Here is a 23,363-nt window from a genome sequence, read left to right on the forward strand (position 1 = left end):
CCGCCCGCCGTTCCGCTCCGCGAGACGCGCTGTCCAGCGCCGATCGTGGAGCGGTGTGCTTTCCGGCCTCCGCCGCCCCCGTGGGGAGCTCCGGGCGGCCGTTGGCCGGTTCCCGCCCACCATGAAATGACCAAATCTCGCAATGCGAGCGATCTGGTCTCACCATTCGATACGCTGGTGACAGCGGGCATCCCGTGTCCCTAGCATCGTCCGTATGAAGCGACAGACGGACCTCACGAAGCGGCGGGCGGTAGACCTGTGCCGCGTGGCCGCCTGTCTGTGTCGAATGCGCTAACTCGGCGTCTTTGCAGGGCAGTTCCTGCCCGCCGCCGATTTCCCCGGTGACCTGGCCCGGTACCTGGTGCCGGTCGTCCCCGCTGCACACCGCAGACCACTGCTCGGAACAGCGCGCCACCCTCGTTCGTCCCAGTATTCGGACATGGATTCGGAACGGCCGCCGACGAGCACCCAGCAGCACCTTCCGCAAACCGCCCTCGGATGGAGAACATCACCATGAGCCGCAGCGACGTCCTGGTCGACGCCGACTGGGTCCAGGCCCGCCTGGACGACCCGAAGGTTGTCATCGTCGAGGTCGACGAGGACACCTCCGCCTACGACAAGAACCACATCCGCAACGCCGTCCGGATCGACTGGAAGAGCGACCTCCAGGACCCGGTCCGCCGCGACTTCATCGACCAGGCCGGCTTCGAGGCGCTGCTCAGCGCCAAGGGCATCGCCAACGACGACATCGTCGTCCTGTACGGCGGCAACAACAACTGGTTCGCCTCGTACGCCTACTGGTACTTCAAGCTGTACGGCCACGGCGACGTCCGCCTGCTGGACGGCGGCCGCAAGAAGTGGGAGCTGGACTCCCGCGACCTGGTCGCCGAGGTGCCGGCCCGCGCCGCGACCGAGTACAAGGCGCAGGCCGTGGACTCCTCGATCCGCGCCTTCCGCGACGACGTGATCGCCGCCATCGGCAACCTCAACCTGGTCGACGTCCGCTCGCCCGACGAGTTCTCCGGCAAGCTGCTCGCCCCGGCGCACCTCCCGCAGGAGCAGTCGCAGCGCCCCGGCCACGTGCCGAGCGCCCGCAACATCCCGTGGGCCAAGAACGCCAACGACGACGGCACCTTCAAGAGCGACGACGAACTGAAGGCCCTGTACGAGGCCGAGGGCATCGACCTGGCGAAGGACACCATCGCGTACTGCCGCATCGGCGAGCGCTCCGCGCTCACCTGGTTCGTGCTGCACGAGCTGCTCGGCCAGGCGAACGTGAAGAACTACGACGGTTCCTGGACCGAGTACGGCAGCCTGGTCGGCGTGCCGATCGAGCTCGGCAACTGAGCCGCCGGCTCCACCCGTAAGGCTGAAGGGAAGACAAGACATGTGCGGTGCGAAGGCCGGTGGGCCGGACCTGGCAGGAGTTGACGTGGCGAACGAGACGATCATCCAGGGTTCCGTGACCCGAGACGGCGAGCCGGTGAACGGCTACGTCCGGCTGCTCGACGAGGGCGGCGAGTTCACGGCCGAGGTGCCCACCTCGGCGACCGGCCAGTTCCGGTTCTTCGCCCGCCCGGGCAAGTGGACCCTGCGCGCGCTGGTCCCGGGCCAGACCGTGGACCGCCAGGTGGTCGCCTCCCAGGGCAACCTGACCGAGGTCGCCATCGCGGTCTGAGTGCTCAGAGCACTCCGAGCACTCCGAGCGCTCTGAACTCCCGAGCGCTCCGAAGTGCTCCGCGCACTCCGACGCGCGCCGGATCCGACACCGATCGGCCGGATCCGACACCGAGGGCCCCTGCTGCTGCGGGGGCCCTCGGTCGTACCGTGGAACCGTGCAGGGACGTCGGCGCCACCGCTACTACTTCGCCATGATGGGCGTCTGCCTGGGGCTGTTCGTCCTGGCCTGGGGCGTGGTCCGGTTCTGGTCCGTCCCGGCCGCGATCGGCATGTGCCTGTTCGCGATGGTCATCCCCCCGGCCGCCGCGGTCTTCGCCAACAAGCGGGACCCGGAGGACGACTGGTGGAACGACCCGCGCTGGGAGGACCCGAAGTGGGACGACCCCGGCCACGACCGGGACCGCCCCGACCACGGGGAGCGGCGGGGGCCCGATCAGTAGACGAGCGCCTGCACGCCGTCGGCCATGATCTCGCTGACGAAGACCTGCGCGCCCGCGATCCGGACGCCCTCGACGGTGTCCTTCTGCTCGATCCCGCGCCGGGCCGCGCACTGGGTGCAGAGGGTGACGGTGCCGGCCGCCAGGATCGACTCCAGGAGGTCCGGCAGCGGAGCGGCGTGCGGCAGTTCGAACTCGGCGGCGCGCCCGGGCAGCGCGAACCAGGACGACTCCCCGGTCAGCCAGAGCGAGACCTCGATCCCGCTGGCGACGGCGACCGCCGCCACCGTGAACGCCTGCGAGCAGCGCTCCGGCGCGTCGGCTCCGGCAGTGACCTTGATGACGAGCTTCTTCGACATGCCGCCACCCTAGATCCCGGCGAAATGCCGACGTGGTGGGGCTCACCGAGACCCGTCGGCACCCGGCGGATAGAGTGAGCGGCAGCAAAATCCACCACACTGTCGCCGCCCTGGGAGCCCCCCGTGTCCGGTCTGGAAATCTTCTTCGACGGTCTGCTGGCCCTCATGGCCGTGCTGATCACCTGGTTCGCCATCTTCTCGGTGATGAAGCTGTACCAGGGCCAGCGCTGAGTCGGCTGCCGTACGGTTGAAGCTGCCCCACATCGACGACGACAGCGACCAGGAACATGATCGAGATCCCCTCTGACCTCCACAAGGACGTCGTCCCGCTGGCCTTCCTCCTCGGCACCTGGGAGGGCGCGGGCGTCTACGCGCCGCTGCCCGGCGAGGAGGCCGCCGGCGCGGAGAAGTGCAACTTCGGCCAGGAGATCGTCTTCCGGCACGACGGCCGGCCGTTCCTGGAGTTCCGCTCCCGCACCTGGGTGCTGGACGGCGAGGGCGAGAAGGTCCGCCCGCTGGAGAACGAGCACGCGTTCTGGCGCATCACCAGCAACCAGCACGGCACCAGCGGTGCCCGCGGGATCGAGATCTCCTCCGTCCGTGACGACGGCACCGTGGAGATCTGGTACGGCGAGCTGGCCGACGGCAAGCCGCAGATCGACGTCTCCACCGACGCGGTGGCCCGGATCGAGGGGTCGCCGGAGTACTCGGGCGGCAAGCGTCTCTTCGGCTTCGTCAACGAGGAGCTGCTCTGGGTCGGCGAGAAGGCCGCCCCGAACGTGCCGCTGCGCCCGTACATGTCGGCGCAGCTGAAGAAGGTGCTCAGCCCGGCCCAGCTGATCAAGGACATCAACGACCTGCCGGACGACGGCATCGCGTTCTTCCGCTGAGCACGGCTCAACGCTGAGCACGGCTCAACGCTGAGCGCGGCCTCCGCTGCGCACAGCTCACCGCGTACGAGGTAGGGACCGGCCCGGGGCCGGTCCCTACACTTGCAGCAGGACCCCGACCTTGGCAGGGACAGCACCGTGGCGGACACCGGCACCACCGACTGGCAGCTCTCCGGCGACTGGAAGGCCGACCTGCGTCAGCGCGGCTACCGGCTCACGCCCCAGCGCCAGCTCGTCCTGGAGGCGGTCGACGTGCTCGACCACGCGACTCCGGACGACATCCTCGGCCACGTCCGCCGGACGGCCAGCGGCATCAACATCTCCACCGTCTACCGGACGCTGGAGCTGCTGGAGGAGCTCGGCCTGGTCTCGCACGCGCACCTCGGCCACGGCGCCCCGACGTACCACCTGGCGGGCCGTCACCACCATCTGCACCTGGTCTGCCGGGACTGCGAGAAGGTCACCGAGACGGGGACGGAGATCGCCCGGCCGCTGATCGAGAGCCTGCGCGAGCAGCACGGTTTCGACACCGACCTCAAGCATTTCGCCATCTTCGGCCGCTGCGCCGACTGCACCGCCAAGCTCGCCGAGGACCGGTCGTAAGCTGGCCGGTATGAAGAGCCCGCTGCTTGCGCTGCCCGGTGCCGTCCCCGTCGAGGGAACCGACGAGGGCGTGGCCGCCCACTACGGCGACATCTTCCGCGAGCAACGCAACCTCGCCCGGGGCACGGGCTTCGTGGACCTCTCGCACCGCGGTGTGGTGACCGTGACCGGTGCCGACCGGCTGGCCTGGCTGCACCTGCTGCTCACCCAGCACGTCAGCGACCTGCCCGTCCAGCAGGCCACCGAGGCGCTGGTGCTCTCCCCGAACGGGCACGTCGAGCACGCCCTCTACCTGGTCGACGACGGCACCACCACCTGGGCGCACGTCGAGCCGGGCACTCAGCAGGCGCTGGTCGGCTACCTGGAGAGCATGAAGTTCTTCTACCGGGTGGAGGTCGCCGACGCGACCGCCGACTACGCGGTGGTCCACCTGCCGGCCGGCTCCACCGCCCCGGCGGACGGCGCGGCGGCGGTGCGCGAGCTGTCGTACGGGCGGGACCTCTTCCTGCCGCGCGCCGAGCTGGCGGCGCTGACCGAGGGGTACGGCCCGGCGGCCGGGATCTGGGCGTACGAGGCGCTGCGGATCGAGGGCCACCGGCCCCGGCTCGGCTTCGAGACCGACCACCGGACCATCCCGCACGAGGTGGACTGGCTGACGACCGCCGTCCACCTGCAGAAGGGCTGCTACCGGGGGCAGGAAACCGTCGCCCGGGTGCACAACCTGGGGCGCCCGCCGCGCCGGCTGGTCTTCCTGCACCTGGACGGCACCGAGGAGGTGCTGCCCCCGCACGGTACGGAGGTGCGGCTCGCCTCGGACCCGGACGGCCGGGCGCTGGGCTTCGTGACGTCCTCGGCGCGCCACCACGAGCTGGGGCCGATCGCGCTGGCGATCGTCAAGCGGAACGTCCCGGTGGACGCGGTGCTGCTGGCCGGCACGGTGCCGGGGACGCAGGACGTGATCGTCCCGCAGTAGGCGGGCCGGACGGGGCGGACGGGCCGGCGGGTCAGACCTCGACCAGGACGGTGAACGGGCCGTCGTTCACCAGGGCGACCCGCATGTCCGCCCCGAACCGGCCGGTCTCGACCTTGGCGCCGAGCGCGCGCAGCTGGGCGACCACCTCGTCCACCAGCGGCTCGGCGACCGGGCCGGGGGCGGCGGCGTTCCAGGTGGGGCGGCGGCCCTTGCGGGCGTCCCCGTAGAGGGTGAACTGGCTGATCACCAGGAGCGGCGCGCCCAGGTCGGAGCAGGACAGCTCGACGCCGTTCTCCCGCTCCGCCTGCTCGCCCCCCTCGGGCGCCTCCAGCAGCCGCAGGGTCCAGAGCTTGCGGGCCAGCTGGGCGGCCTTGGCGGGGGTGTCCTCGTGGGTGACGCCGACCAGGACGCAGAGCCCGGGCCCCTCGATCGCGCCGACGGTCTCGCCGGCCACCGTCACCCTGGCCTCGGTCACTCGCTGCACCACTGCTCGCATGCGGCCATTGTGCCGGAGCCGGCAGCGGGCCTCCGCGGCCCCCCAGGGGGCGTGAATGGTGTGGTTGTGCGCCGGGTGGTGTGCGCCTGCGCGCCGGGTGGTGCCGCTCCTGCTGCGAAAAGCCCCGGTCATATCAGCCACCCCCGTTCGCCAGGGGGCCGTTCGGGTGCACGGGCGGTGCACCGGCGGTGGGCGGGGTGGCACGCTGGGGACGGTACGAGGGTCCGGGGCGCCAAGGTCCGCCGCGCCGGGCCCGTTCGGCCGGGCGGTCGAGTCGGTAGGTCAGGCGTTCTGGTGGTGTCGCCCCGTGGGGTGGCATCGGCGGGGGCGGGAACCTTCGGGGGCGATCGCGCGTGCCATCGGACGGGTGTGCGCGGTGGGTACGCGCGACGGCCCGCCGGGGGGACGGGTCGGACCGGCGGCAGGCGACGGGGTGCCGCGAGCGGGCGGGATCGGACGACGGCAGGTGGTTGGTTGATGGACGCGAGCAGCGCGGGGCGGGACGGGTCCGGGCGGATGCCCGAGGGCCTGGAGCCGGCGGGCGGCCCCTCGGGCCCGGTGGCGGACACGGAGGGCGAGCCGGATCTGGAAGGGCTGGGCCTGGAGCAGCTGCGGACCCTGCGCCGGGAGACCTTGGAGCAGGAGGCGGACCTCTCCTATCTGCGGCGCCTGCTGCACGGGCGGATGGACATCCTGCGGGCGGAGCTCGACCGCCGGCCGGGTGCGCTCCTGGTGGCGGCGGGGGGTGAGTGCCCGGCGGGCGGCGCCCTGCTGGACCGGCTGCCGGCCATCCTCACCGACGCGCCGTCGACGGTGCGCCGGTCCGCCCGGCACGTCACCCTGGGGCCGCCCCGGGGCCAGCAGTCCCAGCTGGAGGCGGACGCCCTGATGGGCGATGTCCAGCTGGCCGACCTGGCCGCGCACCCGCCCGAGGACCTGCTGGCCGCGCTGGACCGGCTGCGGGCGCACGAGCGCGAGGTGTCCGGACGCCGGCAGTTGCTGCTGCGGACGGCGGACGGCTGCAGCGCCGAGATCACCCGCAGGTACCGTGATGGGGAAGCGCGGGTCGACGACCTGCTCGCGGGCGGCCCGCTCTGACCGGGTGAGGTGTCCGGGGCGGGCACGGGGCCCGGCTCGCCCCCGGCCCACCCTCACCCCGGAAGGCTTCCGCCATGTCCCGCTCTGTTGCCCTGCCCGTGCTCGCCGAGGTCATACGCTCCGGCTTCACCGAGGGCCGGCACCACGGATCGCTGGTACTGCTCGCCCCCGACGGCTCGGTGGACTTCGCCCTGGGCAGCCCCGAGGCGCCGGTCTTCCCGCGTTCGTGCGCCAAGCCGTTCCAGGCGGTGGCCACCCTGCGGGCGGGTCTGGCGATCGAGGGCGAGCTGCTGGCGCTGGCGGCGTCCAGCCACTCCGCGGAATCGTTTCACCGGGACGGCGTACGGCGGATCCTGGGTGACGCCGGGCTGGACGAGTCCGCCCTGCGGACCCCGGCGGACCTGCCGCTCGACGAGACCGAGGCGGAGCTGCACCTGCGGTCCGGCGGCGAGCGCGCACCGATCCTGATGGACTGCTCCGGCAAGCACGCCGGCTGGCTGGCCGCCTGCGTCGCCAACGGCTGGCCCACCGAGACCTACCTCGACCCGGCGCACCCCGTCCAGCTGCTCGCCCGCGAGGCGCTGGAGGAGGCCACCGGCGAGCCGGCGGCGCACGCCGGGGTGGACGGCTGCGGCGCGCCGCTGCTGGCCGTCAGCCTGACCGGCCTGGCCCGCGGCTACCGGGCGCTGCTGCGCGCCGAGCCGGGGACGCCGCAGCGGCGGGTGGCCGACGCCATGCGCGCGCACCCCGAGTACGTGGCCGGCACCCGCCGGGCCGACACCTGGCTGATGCGGGCGGTGCCGGGCGCGCTGTCCAAGATGGGGGCCGAGGCCGTGCAGGTGGTGGCGCTGCCGGACGGCCGGGCGCTGGCCTTCAAGATCGACGACGGTGCCGAGCGGGCCCGCGGGCCGGTCCTGGCGGCCGCGCTGCGCCGGCTCGGGGTGACGACGGAGGACGGCACGGTCGAGCGGATCGCCGCCGCGCCGCTGCTCGGCGGCGGCGTGCCGGTGGGCGAGGTCCGGGCCGCCTTCTGAGGCCTGCCCGGCGGGCGCCGGAGTGCGGAGCGACCGGTGGCGGTGCACGGTGGACGGGGGCCGTCGCACAGCTGAGGGAGTCCGTCATGAGCGAGCACGTGTACCGGGTGACAGAGATCGTCGGGTCCTCGACCGAGAGCATCGACGCCGCCATCCGCAACGGGGTCGAGCGGGCCTCCCGGACGCTGCGCAACCTCGACTGGTTCGAGGTGACGCAGGTCCGGGGCCACCTCGCGGAAGGCCGGATCCAGCACTACCAGGTCGGCCTGAAGGTCGGTTTCCGGCTCGACGACGAGGCCTGACCGGCGTCGCGCGCGCCGGGCGGGCCGGCCTCCCGGCCTCCTCCGCCGGCCGGCCGCCCGGCGCCGTCCCCCCGGGTCCTCCCGTGTCCGCCGGGGTTCAGTGGCCGCGGGTGCTCAGCGGTCGCCGGTCCTTCCGCGTCCACCGGTGCTCAGCGGTCGCGCTCCGGCAGGACCAGCGGGACGCCCGTGCGCGGGTGCGCCAGCACCTCGACCGGGTGCCCGTAGACCTCGCTGAGCAGCGGCGCGCGCAGCACCTCGGCCACCGGCCCGTCCGCGACCGTCGCGCCGGCGGCCAGCAGCACCACCCGGTCGGCGTAGGCCGCCGCCAGCGAGAGGTCGTGCAGGACGACGACCACGGCGTCCCCGGCGCCCGCCCGCGCCCGGGCGACCCGCAGCACCAGCTCCTGGTGGCGCAGGTCGAGGGCGGCGGTGGGCTCGTCGAGCAGCAGCAGCGCCGTCCGCTGGGCCAGCACCCGGGCCAGCGCCACCCGGGCCCGCTCGCCGCCGGAGAGCGCGGTGAACGGCCGCCCGGCGAAGGCGGTGGACTCGGTCGCGGCCATCGCCTCGGCGACCACCGCGTCGTCCTCGGCGGCGGCCGCCGTGCCGGCCCAGGGGGCGCGGCCCATCCGGACCACCTCGTCCGCGGGGAACGGGAAGGAGAGCGCGGCCGACTGCGGCAGCAGCGCGCGGTGCCGGGCGAGTTCGGCCGGCCGGTAGCCGGCCAGCGGGCGGTCCAGCAGCCGGACCTCGCCGGCGGTCGGCGCGAGGTCGCCGGCCAGCACGGAGAGCAGGGTGGACTTGCCGGCGCCGTTCGGCCCGAGCAGGGCGACCACCTCCCCGGCCGCCACCCGGACGCTCGCGCCGGCCAGCAGCTCGCGGCCGCCGATCGTCAGCCGGACGGCCTCCGCGGTGAGCAGTTCGGTGCCCGGGGCGGGGCGTCCGGGCACCTCGGGTCGGGTTCGCAGCCTCATGCCCAGCCTCCCTGCTTGGTCCTGGTGCGGCGCAGCAGCCAGAAGAAGAACGGGCTGCCGATCAGCGCGGTGAGCACGCCGAGCGGGAGTTCGGCGGGCTCGGCCAGGGTGCGGGCGGCGAGGTCGCCGGCCACCAGGACGAGTGCGCCGCCGAGCGCGGAGGCGGGCAGCAGGAACCGGTGGCCCGGTCCGGCCACCATCCGCAGCAGGTGCGGGACGACCAGGCCGACGAAGCTGATGATGCCGCTGACCGCGACGGCGGCGGCGGTGAGCAGCGCGACCAGGGTGATCAGCACCAGGCGCATCCGCTCGACGTCCACGCCGAGGTGGCGGGCCGGCCGCTCGCCGAGCGCCAGCAGGTCCAACTGCCGCGCGTAGCGGGGGGCGAGGGCCAGGCCGACGAGCGCGAACGGCAGCACGGCGAGCACCTTGCCCCAGGTGGCCTGGGAGAGCGAGCCGAGCTGCCAGAAGGTGACCTGGCTGATCGCGGCGGAGTCGGCGGTGAAGAGGAAGAGGCCGATCAGCGCTCCGCAGAAGGCGTTCACGGCGACCCCGGTGAGGATCAGCGTGACCACCTCGGTGCGGCCGCCGGAGCGGGACATCGCGTACACCGCGAAGACCGTCAGCAGGCCGGTCGCGAAGGCGAAGGCGGTGATGGTCCAGTTGCCGAAGGCGTCCAGGCCGAGCACGATGCAGCCGACCGCGCCGACGGCTCCGCCGGAGGAGACGCCGATCACGGCGGGCTCGGCCAGCGGGTTGCCGAACACGCCCTGCATCAGCGCGCCCGCGCAGCCGAGCGAGCCGCCGACCAGCAGGGCGAGCACCACCCGGGGGAGCCGGACGTTCCACAGCACCGACTCCGGGACGCGGTCCAGCGCGTGCCCGCCGAGGCCGAGCCGGTGGCCGAAGGAGGCGAGGATGTCGCCGAGCGGGATGCGGTAGGCGCCGATGCCGGCCGCGAGCAGGGCGCAGAGCACCAGGGCGGCGGCCAGGCCGACGGTGATCACCGCGGTGCGCCGGGGTCCGGGCAGTGCGAGCGCCTTCTTCCTTACGGCGGTGCTCACTTGGCGGCCGCCGGGTAGAGCTGGTCGGCGATCTCGCGGAGCACCTGCGGGGTGCGCGGGCCGTAGCTGAGCAGCTGGCCGTCCTCGATCGAGACGATCCGGCGGTCCAGGCCGGCCGGGGTCTGGGCGACGCCGGGCAGCTTGAGCAGGCCGTCGACGCCGCCGACCGAATCCAGGCCCTTGCTCATCACCAGGATCGCGTCGGGAGCCGCCTTGACCAGGGCCTCGCTGGTGAGCGGGGTGAAGTCGCCGCTGATCCCGGCGGTCTTGCCGGCGTCCTCGCCGCCGACGGCCTCGATCAGCGAGGTGGCGCCGGAGGCCGGACCGCCGAGGAGGAAGACGGAGGCGCTGCCGCGCAGGTAGAGGAAGGCGACCTTGGGGTGGCGGTCGGCGGCGGGCAGCGCGGACCGCGCCTCGCTGATCCGCTGTTCGGTGCGCTCCTTCAACCGCCGTCCGGCGTCGGGGACGCCCAGGCCGGTGGCGACGGTGTCGATCCGGGGGCCGACGTCGGCGAGCTGCTTGGCGTCGTCCAGCACGATCAGCGGGACGCCGGCGGCGCGGATCTGCGCGATCGCCTCGGCCGGGCCGGTGGAGCGGTCGGCGAGGACGACGGTCGGGTGCAGCGAGAGCACGCCCTCGGCGGAGACGTCGTGCGCCTGGGTGATCACCGGCAGCGCGGCGGCCTGCTGGAAGGTGGTGGAGACGTCCCGGGCGACCACCTCGGGGCCGAGGCCGAGGCTGAACACGATCTCGGCGAGGCTCCCGTTGAGCGGGATGATCCGGTCGGTGCTGGTCACCGTCACCTGGCGGCCGTCGGCCGAGACGGCGGTGGCCGGCAGCCGGGGAGCGGGCTTCTCGGGCAGCGGCTCCACGGCGTCCGGGGCGCGCGAGGCGCCGGACCCGGCGGCGGCTCCGGTGGCGCCGGCCCCTGATCCGCAGGCGGTCAGCGCGAGCAGCAGACCGAGGGCCACCAGCAGCAGGAGGGGCCCGCGGGCCACCCGGGTTCGGATCGTGCTGCCGCTCAACATGTGTCCCTTCGCTGGGAGTTGTCGCCGCCTTCGATGGATGGGCCGGGGTGGTCGGCGGGACTCTTGACTTATATATTAGGTTAGCCTTACCTGAGTTTCGCAAGGGGGTCGGCGCTGCGCCGACCCCTCCCCTGTTGTGCCGAGGAGTGATCCGCCGTGCCTCTGCCCAGACGGCTCCGTCGCCTGGCCGCCACCCTGGTGGCCACCCTCGCCGCTCTCCTGACGGTGGCGCTGCTACCGGGCCAGGCGGTGGCGGCGGAGGGCAAGGTGTCCGGCGGACGGCTGGACTGGGGGATCAAGCAGTCCTTCCTGACGTACGTCACCGGCCCGATCGCCAAGGGGAGTTGGGCGCTCACCGGGGGCGCCGCCACGGTCGCCGGGAGCACCTTCCGGTTCCACTCGGCCAACGGCACGTACGACCCGGCCACCGGCGCGCTGAGCGCCGCGTTCTCCGGCGGGGTCCGGTTCACCGGGCACCAGGAGAACGGCACCAACGCCCTCGACCTGAGCATCGGCCGGCTCACCTTCCGGGCCGCCGCCGGCGGTGGTGCCGGGCTGTACGCGGACGTCAGCAGCAAGTCCAAGGACACCGGCCAGGTCAGCAGCGTGAGCCAGGCCAAGCTCGCCGATCTCTCGCTGGCCGGGGTCGACCTGCGCGGCGCCGCCGGCACCCTGGCGCTCAGCAACGTGCCCGCGACGCTGACCGACGCCGGGGCGAAGGCCTTCGGCAACTTCTACACCGCCGGGACGGCGCTGGATCCGGTCAGCCTCTCGGTCAACCTGCCGGCGGCGCAGCCGACCTCGGCGGCCCCGGCGCCCTCCGCGCCCACCACCGCGCCCGCCGCGACGGCGGAACAGCCGTCGGCCGCCCCGTCCGCGGCCGCTCCCCCGGCGAGCGCTCCCTCGGCCGCTCCCGAGGCGCCGGCCCGGACCGAGTTCGCCAACGGCGCGCTCGACTGGGGCGTGCGCCGGACCTTCCGCGACTACGTCACCGGGGCGATCGCCAAGGGCCGTTGGGAGCTCGGCGGCGGCGCGGCGGACGGCGGCGCGTTCTTCCGCTGGACCCCGGCCAAGGGCGGGTACGACCCGGCGGCCGGCACCCTCACCGCCTCCTTCGCCGGCAGCGTCCGCTTCACCGGGATGCGGGGCGGCAACGGCTTCGGGCTCGACCTCACCCTCGCCAACCCGGGCGTGACGGTGGCCGACGGCCGGGGCCGGCTGCTCGCGGACGTCTCCGGCCGGACGCCGGACGGCGCTTCGCAGGCGCTGACCGGGGTCGAGCTGGCCGCCTTCGACGCGGCCGGTCTGAAGCCCGAGGCCGGTCTGCTGAAGGCCACCGAGCTCCCGCTGACACTCACCGAGGCCGGTGCCAAGGCCTTCGGCAACCTCTACCCGGCGGGTACCGAGATGGACCCGCTGAGCTTCGCCGTCGCCCTCGACCCGGCCGCCGCGCTCCCCCCGCTGCCCGACATCGGCAGCGCCCCGCCGGCCGCGCCGAGCCCGAGCGCCACCACGGCTCCCACCACGGCGCCGCCAGCCGCGCCCGCCGCCTCGTCCTCCTCCTCGGACGGCGTCCCGGCGGTGGCGGTGGCCGGCGGCCTGCTGGTGGTCGCGCTGGCCGCGACCGCCGCGGTGCTCGCCCGGCGCCGGCGCCGTGCCACCTCCACCCCCACCGACGCGGCCTGACGTCGGTTCCCGTCCCCCGCTCACCGAACGGAGTTCCACCATGTCCCGCAGCACCGCCATGCCCGCAGGCCGCCGCAACCGCACCCGGCTGGCCGCCCTCGCCGCCGCCACCGCGGGTCTCGGCCTGACCGCCTTCGGCGCCCCCGCCCTGGCGTTCGGCGCGGGCGCGCCCAGCAGCGTCACGTACGACACCGGCGCGCTGGACTGGGGGGTCAAGGCCAGCTTCCGCAGCTACGTCACCGGTCCGATCGGCCAGGGCGGCGTGGAGCTCACCGGTGGTGCGACCACCAACGCGGACGGCAGCTTCCACTTCGGCCTGGCGAGTGCCACCTACGACCTCACCACGCACTCGCTCACCTCGGCCTTCACCGGCGGGGTCCGGTTCACCGCCCACCACGGCGCGCTGGACGTCGGCCTGAGCGACCTGAAGATCTCCACCGTGGGGACGACCGGCAAGCTGACCGCCGACACCGCGTCCAAGGAGTCGATGGGCGCCACCGAGGTCACCCGGCGCGACGACGTGCCGCTGGTGACGTTCACCGTCGGCCGGGACACCACCAACGGCGTGCCGACGGCGGCCGCGCTCACCGAGGAGGGGGCCAGGGCGTTCGCCGGCTTCTACCAGGCCGGGACGGCGATGGACCCGCTGGCGCTGCTGCTGAAGCAGAGCCCGGCCACGCCGTCGCCGACCGCCACGCCGCCGGCGACGCAGTCCCCGAGCGCCACCGCCTCGCCGTCCGCCTCGTCCTCGCCCTCCGCGACCGGTTCGCCGTCCGCGACGCAGTCGCCGAGCAGCACCGGCTCGCCGTCGGCGACGCAGTCCCCGAGTGCCACCGGCTCGCCGTCCGCCTCGTCCTCGGCCTCCGTGAGCGGTTCGCCGTCCGCGACGCGGTCCCCGGGCGCCACCGGCTCGCCGTCCGCCACCACCGCGCCGAGCGGCAACGGCGAACTCGCCGTCGTGAACGCCACCCTGGACTGGTCGGTCAAGGAGAGCTTCCGCAAGTACCTGACGACGATGGCCAACGGCAAGGTGGAGTTCGGCGGCGGCGCCGCGGACTACCGCTTCGGCGGCGGCACCGGCAGCTACAACACCACGACGCACGCGGTGTCGGCCGGCTTCAACGGGTCGGTCCGCTTCCTCGGCCACCCGGAGGGCGGCGGCTACCAGCTGGACACCACCCTCGCCAAGTTCGGCCTGAAGATCGACAAGGACGGCGCCTACCTGACCGCCGACGTCAACGCGAAGTCCCGGGACGGGAAGGGCGACACCTCGCTCACCGGTGTCCGGATCGCCAAGCTGGACCTCTCCAAGGCCAACTTCGCCCCGGTCAACGGCGTGGTGACGCTCTCCGGCGTCCCGGCCGCGCTGACCGCGGAGGGCGTGCCCGCGTTCGGCAGCTACCCGGCGGGCGAGGCGCTCGACCCGGTCACGGTCGCGCTGGCCTTCGACAAGGGAGCCCAGCTGCCGGCCGGTACGGGCGGCGGCTCCGCCAGCGGCACCGGCACCGGCGCCGGTACCGGCGGCGGCTCCGGGAGCGGCACGGGCACGGTCGGCGGCGCGTCGCTGGTCACCGGTGGCGGCGCCTCGCTGGCCTCCACCGGTGCGGACACCCCGGTGGTGCCGCTGCTGGCCACCGCGGCCGGCCTGCTGCTGCTCGGCGGCAGTGCCACCGCGCTGGTCCGTCGTCGCAGCGCTGCGCAGGCCTGATCCCGCGCCCCGACGCCACCGGGCCCCGGCGAGCAACTGCTCGCCGGTGCCCGGTGGCGTCGGGGGCCCGAACGCCCTGTGCGGGAGCGTCCGGGCACCGCGGTGACTAGGCGCTGAGCGGGTAACGCCCGTCCAGGTCGCGGAAGATCGCGCCGTTGAGCACGAAGGCGCGCTTGCACTCCTCGACCACCCGGCGGCGCTCGATGTCGTCCAGCGCGAGCCCGGCGGCGTCCAGCTTGGCGCGGTAGTCGCGCTTGAAGGCGGCCGGGTTGTCGATCTCCTCGAACACGTAGAACCGCACGCCGTCGCCCTTGCGCTCGAAGCCCCAGGTCTTCTCGGCGATGCCGCGGATGATCTGACCGCCCGACAGGTCGCCGAGGTAGCGGGTGTAGTGGTGCGCGACGTACCCGGCCGGCCACTCGGCCGCCAGCTCCGCCACCCGGGCCACGTACGCGGCGGTGGCGGGCAGCGGCTCCAGCCCCTCGCGCCAGCCGGGTCCGCGCAGGTGCTCCAGGTCGCGTTCGATGGCGGCGGTGCGCAGCAGGGCCCGGTCGATGAACGGTCCGGCCACCGGGTGGTCCGCCAGCTCGGCGGCCCGGCCCTCCAGGGCCCGGTAGACGAACCAGAGCTGGCCCGTGAGGTCGGCGTAGGCGTCTATCCCGAGCCGCCCTCCCAGCAGGTGGCTCATGAACGACGACTGCTCCGCGGCCTCGTGCTCCTCGCTGCTGGCGGTGCGGAGCACGGTGGAGAACGGGACGGGCTGCTCGGGCGTGGGCATGCGGCCTCCAGTGATCGGAATCGGCCCCGACTTTTTGGTTAGCCTAACCTAAGTCGCCATCATGCCGACAGGGTGTCGGGATAATTGTCCCGCGGAACGGCGAAGGCCGGGATCCGCGGACAATTCCGCGAATCCCGGCCTCCGGCTGGCCCGACCTACCTCGAACGCCCTGCGAACGAGATCGGTACGAGGGCTCAGTGACCGCCCTGCTCCGCCAGTCGCTTGATCGACGCGGTGACCTCGGCCTCGGCCTCGGCGCGGCCGACCCAGTTGGCGCCCTCGACGGACTTGCCGGGCTCCAGGTCCTTGTAGACCTCGAAGAAGTGCTGGATCTCCAGACGGTCGAACTCCGACACGTGGTGGATGTCCTGCAGGTGCTCCCAGCGGGGGTCGGTCGCCGGGACGCAGAGCAGCTTGTCGTCGCCGCCGGCCTCGTCCGTCATCTTGAACATGCCGATGACACGGCACTTGATCAGGCAACCGGGGAAGGTCGGCTCCTCAAGGATGACCAGGGCGTCCAGCGGGTCGCCGTCGTCCGCCAGGGTGCCCTCGACGTAGCCGTAGTCGGCCGGGTAACGGGTCGAGGTGAACAGCATCCGGTCAAGACGAAGACGGCCACTCTCGTGGTCGACCTCGTACTTGTTGCGCGAGCCCTTAGGGATTTCGATAAGGACGTCGAACTCCAACGGTTCCTCCAAGGTAGGGACTGACAGAATCCAAGTGTCTCCTACGGGAGCGGGTGCTCAGGAAAGGGGCCGGTCGGTGGGAGCAGGGGTCGGGGCGGGAGACCGTCGCAGGGGGACGACCGCGGGGTTGTTCGGGGCGGCGCTGCTGGTCGCCGGCACGGTGCTGTCCTCGGGCGGTGGCGCGTACGCCCAGCCCTCTCCCGCGCCCGGCGGGCACAGCTCGGGCCACGGCGAGGACGGCAGGCACGACGGCCGGGGCGACGACAAGGGCACCGACAAGGGCGACGACCGGGGCGGGGACAAGGGCAACGGTCACGGCAATGACCGGGGCAGGACCGGCGACCCGGGCCGGAGCCGGGTGGGCACGGCGCAGTCGCCCGACCCCACCGGTTCCGGCGGCCCGGCCGGCCCGGCCGCCCCTCCGGCCGGCGGCACGCCCCCCGGCACGCCCCCCGCCGTGCCGTCCGGGACGCCGGCCGGGACACCCGCCGGGCGCCCGGCTCCTGCCGCCGGGGCCGTGCTGGCCTCGGCCGAGGCCGGCCCGACCGCCGCACTGCCGACCGCCCAGGGCCTCCAGCAGGCCCTCGCCGCCGCACTCGCCGACCGGAACCTGGGCACCGTGAGCTTCGCCGTCGCGGACGCCGCCGGCGGCCAACTCCTCTACGGCTCGGGCGAGAACACGGCCGCCACCCCGGCCTCCACCACCAAGCTGGCGACGACCGTGGCGGCGCTCTCGCTGATCCCGGGGGACACCCGGCTGACCACCCGGGTCGTCAAGGGTGCGAACCCCGGCGAGATCACCCTCGTGGGTGGTGGTGACCCGACCCTCACCGCGCTGCCCCTCGACCAGGTGCAGATCGGCGGTGTGCCCGCCGACGCCGACACCGCCCCCGCCTCGCTGGAGGCGCTGGCCCGGCAGACCGCCGCCGCCCTCAAGGCCGGCGGCACCACCACCGTCAGGCTCGACTACGACCTCTCGCTCTACTCGGGCAACCCCCAGCACAAGAACCACGACGCCGCCAACATCGCGCTGGTCACCCCGCTGATGGTCGACGAGGGCAAGGTGGACCCGAAGAGCCGCGAGGACGCGCCGGCCCGGGTGGCCGATCCGGCCGGCCAGGCCGCCGACACCTTCGCCGCCCTGCTGAAGACCCAGGGCGTCACCGTCGACGGCAAGGCCAAGCCCTCCGCCGCCCCGGCGGCCGCGACCGCGCCGGTCCTCGGCCGGGTGGACTCGCCGACCGTCGCCCGGCTGGTCGAGCGCCTGCTGACCACCTCCGACAACACCCTCGCCGAGGCGATCGCCCGTCAGGCCGCGCTCGCCGCGCACCAGCCGGCCAGCTTCGAGGGCGCCGCCACCGCGGTCACCCAGGAGCTCGCCCGGCTCGGCGTGCCGATGGCCGGGGTGGTCCTGGGCGACGGCAGCGGGCTGTACCCCGGCAACGCGATCCCGCCGGCCGTCCTGGTGCACCTGCTCGCGCTGGCCGCCTCGGACCAGCACCCGACGCTGCGTCCGGTGCTCACCGGCCTGCCGATCGCCGGCTTCACCGGCACCCTCGGCAAGCGCTTCGGCGCCGGCTCCGGCGCCGCCGAGGCGGCCGGGCTGGTCCGGGCCAAGACCGGCAGCCTGAGCGGCGTCAACACCCTGGCCGGCACGGTGGTGGACGCCGAGGGACGGCTGCTCACCTTCGCCGTGATGACGAGGACCAGCGCCTCCGCCGACACCGCCCGCGCCGCGATGGACCGCATCGTGGCCAGGCTGGCGGCCTGCGGCTGCCACTGAGCCGGCCGCCGAGGACGGCGCACCGCCACCGCCGCGCGGCGGCCCGGGGCCGATCCCCGTGCGCCGACGGCGGGTTCGGCTCCGCGCGGCCGATTCTCCGGCGGCCCGCCGTCCGGTTGTTCGTCCGCTCGCCCGTCCGGCAGGACGTGGGCACCCGTGGCTCCCCCCGATGGGCCGGAGCACGTACGGTGAGGGCATGACGAGCGCGAGCGGCGGTGCTGACATGGTCGACTGGAATCTCGCGGTCGCAACCGCGACCAGGCTGGTACGGCCCGGGCCGGAGGTGAGCCGCGCGGAGGCGGCGGCCGTGGTCGCCGAACTGCGCAGGCACGCCCTGGAGGCGGAGGAGCACGTCCGGGCGTTCACCGGGATGCGCTCCAGCAGCCTCGGCGCGGCCACCGCGACCCCGGTGCTGATCGTGGACCGCCCCGGCTGGGTGCGGGCCAACGTCGCGGGCTTCCGCACCGTCGTCCAGCCCCTGGTGGAGAAGCTCCAGGCCCGCCGGGCCGGCAGCACCGCCGCCGGTGTCTTCGGCGCGGTGGGGGAGAAGGCCACCGGTATCGAGGTCGGCGCCCTGCTGGCCTTCCTGGCGACCAAGGTGCTGGGCCAGTACGAGACCTTCGCCCCGGCCGAGCCCTCGCTGGAGGCGCCGGACAGCCCCGCCGCCCTCTTCGACAAGCCCCGGCTGGGCCCCGAGGGCCCCGGCCCGGGCCGGCTGCTGCTGGTGGCGCCGAACATCGTGCACGTCGAGCGGGAGCTGGACGTGAACCCGGCCGACTTCCGGCTCTGGGTCTGCCTGCACGAGGAGACCCACCGCACCCAGTTCACCGCCGTGCCGTGGCTGCGCGACCACATCCAGTCCGAGGTGCAGTCGTTCCTGGCCGAGACGGACGTCGACCCGGGGGCGCTGCTGGACCGGCTGCGGGACGCGGCCGGCACGCTCGGCGGCGGCCTTCCGGGCCTGGGCGGCCGGGGTGAGGCGGGTGGCTCCACCGGCCTGCTGGAGATCGTCCAGTCGCCCTCCCAGCGCGAGATCCTCGGCCGTCTGACGGCCGTGATGTCGCTGCTGGAGGGCCACGCGGACGTGGTGATGGACGGCGTGGGCCCGGCCGTGGTGCCCAGCGTGGCGGAGATCCGGGAGAAGTTCCAGCAGCGCCGGGACCGCGGTGCCAACCGGCTCGACCTGGTGCTGCGCCGGCTGCTCGGCATGGACGCCAAGCTCCGCCAGTACCAGGACGGCGCGGTCTTCGTGCGGGGCGTGGTGGAGCAGGTCGGGATGGAGGGCTTCAACCGGGTCTGGACGTCGCCGAACACCCTGCCGACCAAGGACGAGATCCACGACCCGTCCGCCTGGGTGGCCCGCGTCGCGCGGTGAGGGCCGTTCGGTAGCCCGCCCGCCTCCGGGCCGGATCCGGGGCGGGTTGTCGCCCGCACGGGGCGGCTCGGCGCGCCCGGTGGCCCGTGGGCGGTCGGCAGCGGTCAAAGCCGTTCGTACGAGTGGTCCAATCGTGCAGATGGCGGGTGAAGATACGTTTCTCCATTCACCCGTACGTGGGACGGTGGTCGTACCGGTGGCGCGGGTGGCGTAGCGGGTGCCTCCTTTCTGCCACCATCTGTGAGCGCCCGGTAACACGGTGCTCACAAATGCGCGGTCCCCGCCGCGCCCACCGCCGTCCTGTTCCCTCCGTCAAGGAGTCGTCCGCCGTGGGCCCACACCCCGCTGTCGCAGCGATACGCCTGGCCGTACGCCGCACGCTCACCGACCTCGCCGCCGAGGCCGGCACCACCTTCACCGCGCCCGTGCGCGAGCCCCGCGAGCGCCCGAGCGGGGCGCCGCTGGTCGGCGCCGCCGTCGGGACCACCCTGATCGGCAACGCCCACCGCCACCCGTCCGGGCTGCCGCGCACTCCGGCCGCGCCCGGCTCGCCGCTGGTCCTGGTCGCCGTCAGCGGCGGGGCCGATTCGATGGCGCTGGCCATCGCGGCCGCCTTCGAAGCCCCCAAGCTGGGCCTGCGGGTCGGCGCCGTCACCGTCGACCACGGCCTCCAGAGCGGTTCCGCCGACCGCGCCGCCCAGGTCGCCGAGCGGCTCCGCTCGCTCGGGCTCGACCCGGTCGAGGCCGTGCCCGTCCGGGTCGGCCGCGCCGGCGGCCCCGAGGCCGCCGCCCGGGACGCCCGCTACGCCGCCCTGGACGCGGCCGCCGAGCGTCACGGCGCCGTCGCCGTCCTGCTCGGCCACACCCGCGACGACCAGGCGGAGACGGTGCTGCTGGGCCTGGCCCGCGGCTCCGGCGCCCGCTCGCTGGCCGGCATGCCGGCCCAGAAGGGCCGCTACCGCCGCCCACTGCTGGAGCTCGACCGGGCCGCCACCCGCCAGGCCTGCTCCGCCCAGGCGATCCCGGTCTGGGACGACCCGCACAACTGTGACCCCGCCTACACCCGCTCCCGGGTGCGCCACGAAGTGCTGCCGGTGCTGGAGAAGCACCTCGGCGGCGGCGTGGTCGAGGCGCTGGCCCGGACCGCCCGGTTGTTCCGCGACGACGCCGACGCGCTGGACCAGTGGGCCGCGCTCGCCGAGCGCGATCTGCGGACCGGGGAGGGCGCCCTGGACGCGGCGAAGCTGGCCGAACTGCCGCCCGCGGTGCGCCGCCGGGTGCTGCGCAGGGCCGCGCTGCGGGCGGGCTGTCCGGCCGGCGACCTCTTCGCGCGCCACCTCGAAACGATCGATCTGCTGGTCACCGGTTGGCGCGGCCAGGGACCGCTGCACCTACCCGGGGGCGTCGAAGCCACCCGCAGGTGTGGCACGCTGGTCTTTCGGCGGCAGGGCGACTGACGGGCAGGCATGCTCCCGGGGCGCCGGGCCGCCGGCCATCCAGACCCCGAACGTTTGAGGACGTATCCCCGGTGGACCAGAACGACATGGGCGCTGACCTCGCGAAGGTGCTCATCAGCAAGGACGAGATCGACGCCAAGCTCCTGGAGCTGGCCGAGCGCATCGACCGGGACTACGCAGGCAAGGACCTGCTGATCGTCGGCGTCCTCAAGGGTGCCGTGATGGTCATGGCGGACCTCGCCCGCGCCCTGCACTCGCAGGTGACCATGGACTGGATGGCCGTCTCCTCGTACGGGATGGGCACCAAGTCCTCCGGTGTGGTGCGGATCCTCAAGGACCTGGACACCGACATCGCGGGCCGTGACGTCCTGATCGTCGAGGACATCATCGACTCCGGGCTGACGCTGTCCTGGCTGCTGGGCAACCTGGGCTCGCGCGGCCCGGCCTCGCTGGAGGTCTGCACGCTGCTGCGCAAGCCCGACGCGGCCAAGGTCGAGATCGACGTCAAGTACGTCGGGTTCGACATCCCCAACGAGTTCGTGGTCGGCTACGGCCTCGACTACGCGGAGAAGCTCCGCAACCTCCCCTTCATCGGCACCCTCGCCCCGCACGTCTACGGCGGCTGAGAGAACCTTCGGGGCCCGTTCGGGCTACGGACGGGAACAGTGGACCGTTCCCGCCCGTTGCATCGGGGGAAATAGAAGTAGGTCGTGTCGCTGTGCTCCCGCCACCGGCGGGTCGGACTGCGGTACGGTCCAATAAAACCGCTCTTCACATGAGCAGAGACCGGATGCGCCGGCGGCCCAGGCCCCGCGGCGCCGTCGAGTGGCAGGAGGGACGGGGCGGCAACGCCCCGCATGGATGGACGTCAAGCGATACTTCCGTGCGCCGATCATGTGGATCGTGCTGGCCGTCCTCGCCGTCATCGTGCTGATGCAGGTCGTTTCTGACTCGAACGGCTACAAGACGGTGGACACCGGGCAGGTCGTCGCAGCGATCGACGCCAAGCAGGTCAAGTCGGCGCAGATCACCACTGGTGACTCGAACACGATCAAGATCCAGTTGAAGGACGGCGCAACGCTGTCCAACGCCGGCACGGGCAAGACCCCGTCCGGCAGCAAGTTCCAGGCCTCGTACATCGGCGACCAGGGTGTTGGGATCGCCGACAAGCTCCAGGCCCAGATCAACGACACCGACCAGAGCACGCTGTCCGAGGGCTACACCATCAGCCCGGAGAAGCAGAGCACCTTCGTCAGCCTGCTGCTGTCGATGCTGCCCATCGTGATCATCGTTCTGGTCTTCCTGTTCCTGATGAACCAGATGCAGGGCGGCGGCTCGCGCGTCATGCAGTTCGGCAAGTCGAAGGCCAAGCTGCTGACCAAGGACACCCCGAAGACGACCTTCTCGGACGTCGCCGGTGCGGACGAGGCGGTGGAGGAGCTCCACGAGATCAAGGAGTTCCTGCAGGAGCCGGCCAAGTTCCAGGCCGTCGGCGCCAAGATCCCCAAGGGTGTGCTGCTCTACGGCCCGCCCGGTACCGGCAAGACCCTGCTGGCGCGTGCCGTCGCGGGCGAGGCCGGGGTGCCGTTCTACTCGATCTCCGGCTCGGACTTCGTCGAGATGTTCGTCGGTGTCGGCGCCAGCCGGGTCCGCGACCTCTTCGAGCAGGCCAAGGCGAACGCCCCGGCGATCGTCTTCGTCGACGAGATCGACGCCGTCGGCCGGCACCGCGGTGCGGGCCTGGGCGGCGGTCACGACGAGCGCGAGCAGACCCTCAACCAGCTGCTGGTCGAGATGGACGGCTTCGACGTCAAGGGCGGCGTGATCCTGATCGCGGCCACCAACCGCCCCGACATCCTGGACCCGGCGCTGCTGCGCCCGGGCCGTTTCGACCGCCAGATCGCGGTGGAGCGTCCCGACCTCCAGGGCCGGCTGGACATCCTCAAGGTGCACCAGAAGGGCAAGCCGATCGCGCCGGACGTCGACCTCTCGGCCGTCGCCAAGCGCACCCCCGGCTTCACCGGCGCGGACCTGTCGAACGTCCTCAACGAGGCCGCTCTGCTGACCGCCCGTTCGGACAAGAAGCTGATCGACAACAACATCCTGGACGAGGCGATCGACCGCGTCGTGGCGGGTCCGCAGAAGCGCACGCGGATCATGTCCGACAAGGAGAAGAAGATCACCGCGTACCACGAGGGCGGCCACGCCCTGGTGGCGGCGGCGTGCCCCAACAGCGACCCGGTGCACAAGATCACGATCCTGTCCCGCGGTCGGGCGCTCGGCTACACCATGGTGCTGCCGGACGAGGACAAGTACTCCACCACCCGCAACGAGATGCTCGACCAGCTGGCGTACATGCTGGGCGGGCGCGCGGCGGAGGAGCTGGTCTTCCACGACCCGACCACCGGTGCGTCGAACGACATCGAGAAGGCCACCGCCACCGCGCGGGCCATGGTCACCCAGTACGGCATGACCGAGCGCCTCGGCGCGATCAAGTTCGGCTCGGACAACTCGGAGCCGTTCCTCGGTCGTGAGATGGGCCACCAGCGCGACTACTCGGAAGAGGTCGCCGGGCTGGTCGACGAAGAGGTCAAGAAGCTCATCGAGAACGCGCACAACGAGGCCTGGGAGATCCTGGTCGAGAACCGCGACGTGCTCGACAACCTGGTCCTGGAGCTCCTGGAGAAGGAGACCCTGAACAAGGAGCAGATCGCCGAGATCTTCTCGACCATCGTCAAGCGCCCGGCCCGGCCGGCCTGGACGGGCTCGTCCCGCCGGACGCCGTCCACCCGTCCGCCGGTGCAGTCCCCGAAGGAGCTGGCGCTCACCAACGGTGCCGCCGCCACCGCCGCCGAGGCCTCCCCGGTCGACGTGGTGAAGCTCCCGCCGCTGCCGACGGAGCCGCCCGCCGAGGGCTGATCCGACCGCGAAACGGACGGAATGGATGCCGCGCCA

Annotated in this window: 24 protein-coding genes; 17 read left to right on the plus strand and 7 right to left on the minus strand. The window is 73.4% G+C overall.

The genetic code is table 11. The annotated features are described in order from the left end of the window. Positions 1–214 precede the first annotated feature (214 nt). The 4 genes from ACWDRR_RS32140 (at position 215) to ACWDRR_RS32155 (ending at position 2,120) form a co-directional block, all read left to right on the plus strand. Entirely contained in the window at positions 215–295 is an 81-nt protein-coding gene (locus tag ACWDRR_RS32140; protein WP_350517234.1) for an Ms5788A family Cys-rich leader peptide, read from the plus strand. Between the two features lie 218 nt (positions 296–513). After that, positions 514–1,347, plus strand: a complete 834-nt coding sequence (locus ACWDRR_RS32145) for a sulfurtransferase (protein ID WP_449775776.1) — start codon at positions 514–516, stop codon at positions 1,345–1,347. Between the two features lie 40 nt (positions 1,348–1,387). Beyond that, positions 1,388–1,678 (plus strand): DUF1416 domain-containing protein, encoded by a 291-nt coding sequence (locus ACWDRR_RS32150; protein ID WP_093861460.1) that lies wholly within the window; start codon positions 1,388–1,390, stop codon positions 1,676–1,678. A 157-nt stretch (positions 1,679–1,835) separates the two neighbouring features. Next, positions 1,836–2,120, plus strand: a complete 285-nt coding sequence (locus ACWDRR_RS32155; RefSeq protein WP_449775777.1) for a DUF3099 domain-containing protein — start codon at positions 1,836–1,838, stop codon at positions 2,118–2,120. Here the strand turns inward: ACWDRR_RS32155 and ACWDRR_RS32160 are convergent. Continuing rightward, positions 2,114–2,476, minus strand: a complete 363-nt coding sequence (locus ACWDRR_RS32160) for a DsrE family protein (RefSeq protein ID WP_449775778.1) — start codon at positions 2,474–2,476, stop codon at positions 2,114–2,116. The genes ACWDRR_RS32155 and ACWDRR_RS32160 overlap by 7 nt on opposite strands. A gap of 287 nt (positions 2,477–2,763) precedes the next feature. Between ACWDRR_RS32160 and ACWDRR_RS32165 the strand changes: the two genes are divergently transcribed. From ACWDRR_RS32165 to ygfZ, 3 genes are all read left to right on the plus strand, one after another. Further along, a complete protein-coding gene (locus tag ACWDRR_RS32165; RefSeq protein WP_449775779.1) occupies positions 2,764–3,366 on the plus strand; it encodes an FABP family protein in 603 nt (200 codons plus the stop codon). Between the two features lie 138 nt (positions 3,367–3,504). Beyond that, complete coding sequence (locus tag ACWDRR_RS32170) at positions 3,505–3,969, plus strand: Fur family transcriptional regulator (RefSeq protein ID WP_449775780.1); 465 nt, start codon at positions 3,505–3,507, stop codon at positions 3,967–3,969. A 10-nt stretch (positions 3,970–3,979) separates the two neighbouring features. Then, positions 3,980–4,942 (plus strand): CAF17-like 4Fe-4S cluster assembly/insertion protein YgfZ, encoded by a 963-nt coding sequence (gene ygfZ / locus ACWDRR_RS32175; protein ID WP_449775781.1) that lies wholly within the window; start codon positions 3,980–3,982, stop codon positions 4,940–4,942. Between the two features lie 31 nt (positions 4,943–4,973). On the opposite strand, the gene dtd is transcribed toward ygfZ, so the two are convergent. Continuing rightward, a complete protein-coding gene (dtd, locus tag ACWDRR_RS32180; protein ID WP_449775782.1) occupies positions 4,974–5,438 on the minus strand; it encodes a D-aminoacyl-tRNA deacylase in 465 nt (154 codons plus the stop codon). Between the two features lie 477 nt (positions 5,439–5,915). On the opposite strand from dtd, the gene ACWDRR_RS32185 reads away from it, so the two are divergent. The 3 genes from ACWDRR_RS32185 (at position 5,916) to ACWDRR_RS32195 (ending at position 7,872) form a co-directional block, all read left to right on the plus strand. Then, complete coding sequence (locus tag ACWDRR_RS32185; RefSeq protein ID WP_449775783.1) at positions 5,916–6,536, plus strand: RsiG family protein; 621 nt, start codon at positions 5,916–5,918, stop codon at positions 6,534–6,536. 74 nt (positions 6,537–6,610) lie between these two features. Further along, on the plus strand, positions 6,611–7,570 hold the full coding sequence (locus tag ACWDRR_RS32190) for an asparaginase (protein ID WP_449775784.1): 960 nt from the start codon (positions 6,611–6,613) through the stop codon (positions 7,568–7,570). A gap of 86 nt (positions 7,571–7,656) precedes the next feature. After that, positions 7,657–7,872 (plus strand): dodecin, encoded by a 216-nt coding sequence (locus ACWDRR_RS32195; protein ID WP_449775785.1) that lies wholly within the window; start codon positions 7,657–7,659, stop codon positions 7,870–7,872. 149 nt (positions 7,873–8,021) lie between these two features. Here the strand turns inward: ACWDRR_RS32195 and ACWDRR_RS32200 are convergent, their stop codons facing one another. The 3 genes from ACWDRR_RS32200 to ACWDRR_RS32210 are packed head-to-tail and all read right to left on the minus strand — an operon-like array spanning position 8,022 to position 10,935. After that, the gene (locus tag ACWDRR_RS32200; protein ID WP_449775786.1) at positions 8,022–8,843 is read right to left on the minus strand and encodes a heme ABC transporter ATP-binding protein; all 822 of its coding nucleotides are present in this window, start codon (positions 8,841–8,843) and stop codon (positions 8,022–8,024) included. Further along, the gene (locus ACWDRR_RS32205; RefSeq protein WP_449775787.1) at positions 8,840–9,907 is read right to left on the minus strand and encodes a FecCD family ABC transporter permease; all 1,068 of its coding nucleotides are present in this window, start codon (positions 9,905–9,907) and stop codon (positions 8,840–8,842) included. The genes ACWDRR_RS32200 and ACWDRR_RS32205 overlap by 4 nt, the downstream gene beginning before the upstream one ends. Next, entirely contained in the window at positions 9,904–10,935 is a 1,032-nt protein-coding gene (locus ACWDRR_RS32210; RefSeq protein WP_449775788.1) for a heme/hemin ABC transporter substrate-binding protein, read from the minus strand. Before ACWDRR_RS32210 ends, ACWDRR_RS32205 begins: the two co-directional genes overlap by 4 nt. A gap of 156 nt (positions 10,936–11,091) precedes the next feature. On the opposite strand from ACWDRR_RS32210, the gene ACWDRR_RS32215 reads away from it, so the two are divergent. Both ACWDRR_RS32215 and ACWDRR_RS32220 read left to right on the plus strand, forming a co-directional pair. Then, positions 11,092–12,621: an HtaA domain-containing protein gene (locus ACWDRR_RS32215; protein WP_449775789.1), complete on the plus strand. Its 1,530-nt coding sequence runs from the start codon at positions 11,092–11,094 to the stop codon at positions 12,619–12,621. 40 nt (positions 12,622–12,661) lie between these two features. Beyond that, entirely contained in the window at positions 12,662–14,329 is a 1,668-nt protein-coding gene (locus ACWDRR_RS32220) for an HtaA domain-containing protein (protein ID WP_449775790.1), read from the plus strand. A 106-nt stretch (positions 14,330–14,435) separates the two neighbouring features. Here the strand turns inward: ACWDRR_RS32220 and ACWDRR_RS32225 are convergent, their stop codons facing one another. Together ACWDRR_RS32225 and ACWDRR_RS32230 are read right to left on the minus strand one after the other, a co-directional pair. Next, positions 14,436–15,107, minus strand: a complete 672-nt coding sequence (locus tag ACWDRR_RS32225) for a biliverdin-producing heme oxygenase (RefSeq protein WP_449775791.1) — start codon at positions 15,105–15,107, stop codon at positions 14,436–14,438. A gap of 194 nt (positions 15,108–15,301) precedes the next feature. Further along, positions 15,302–15,793, minus strand: a complete 492-nt coding sequence (locus tag ACWDRR_RS32230) for an inorganic diphosphatase (protein ID WP_329492202.1) — start codon at positions 15,791–15,793, stop codon at positions 15,302–15,304. A gap of 76 nt (positions 15,794–15,869) precedes the next feature. Here ACWDRR_RS32230 and dacB point away from each other — a divergent pair, with 76 nt between their 5' ends. The 5 genes from dacB (at position 15,870) to ftsH (ending at position 23,327) form a co-directional block, all read left to right on the plus strand. Beyond that, on the plus strand, positions 15,870–17,576 hold the full coding sequence (gene dacB / locus ACWDRR_RS32235; protein WP_449775792.1) for a D-alanyl-D-alanine carboxypeptidase/D-alanyl-D-alanine endopeptidase: 1,707 nt from the start codon (positions 15,870–15,872) through the stop codon (positions 17,574–17,576). A 196-nt stretch (positions 17,577–17,772) separates the two neighbouring features. Then, positions 17,773–18,951 (plus strand): zinc-dependent metalloprotease, encoded by a 1,179-nt coding sequence (locus ACWDRR_RS32240; RefSeq protein WP_449775793.1) that lies wholly within the window; start codon positions 17,773–17,775, stop codon positions 18,949–18,951. Between the two features lie 329 nt (positions 18,952–19,280). After that, entirely contained in the window at positions 19,281–20,408 is a 1,128-nt protein-coding gene (gene tilS, locus ACWDRR_RS32245; RefSeq protein ID WP_449775794.1) for a tRNA lysidine(34) synthetase TilS, read from the plus strand. 71 nt (positions 20,409–20,479) lie between these two features. Continuing rightward, positions 20,480–21,034 carry a hypoxanthine phosphoribosyltransferase gene (hpt, locus tag ACWDRR_RS32250; RefSeq protein WP_030059589.1) on the plus strand — a complete coding sequence of 185 codons (555 nt, stop codon included), beginning with the start codon at positions 20,480–20,482 and terminating at the stop codon, positions 21,032–21,034. A 235-nt stretch (positions 21,035–21,269) separates the two neighbouring features. Continuing rightward, the gene (ftsH, locus tag ACWDRR_RS32255; RefSeq protein WP_449775795.1) at positions 21,270–23,327 is read left to right on the plus strand and encodes an ATP-dependent zinc metalloprotease FtsH; all 2,058 of its coding nucleotides are present in this window, start codon (positions 21,270–21,272) and stop codon (positions 23,325–23,327) included. Positions 23,328–23,363: the final 36 nt, after the last annotated feature.

The sequence above is a fragment of the Kitasatospora sp. NPDC003701 genome (assembly GCF_053587085.1).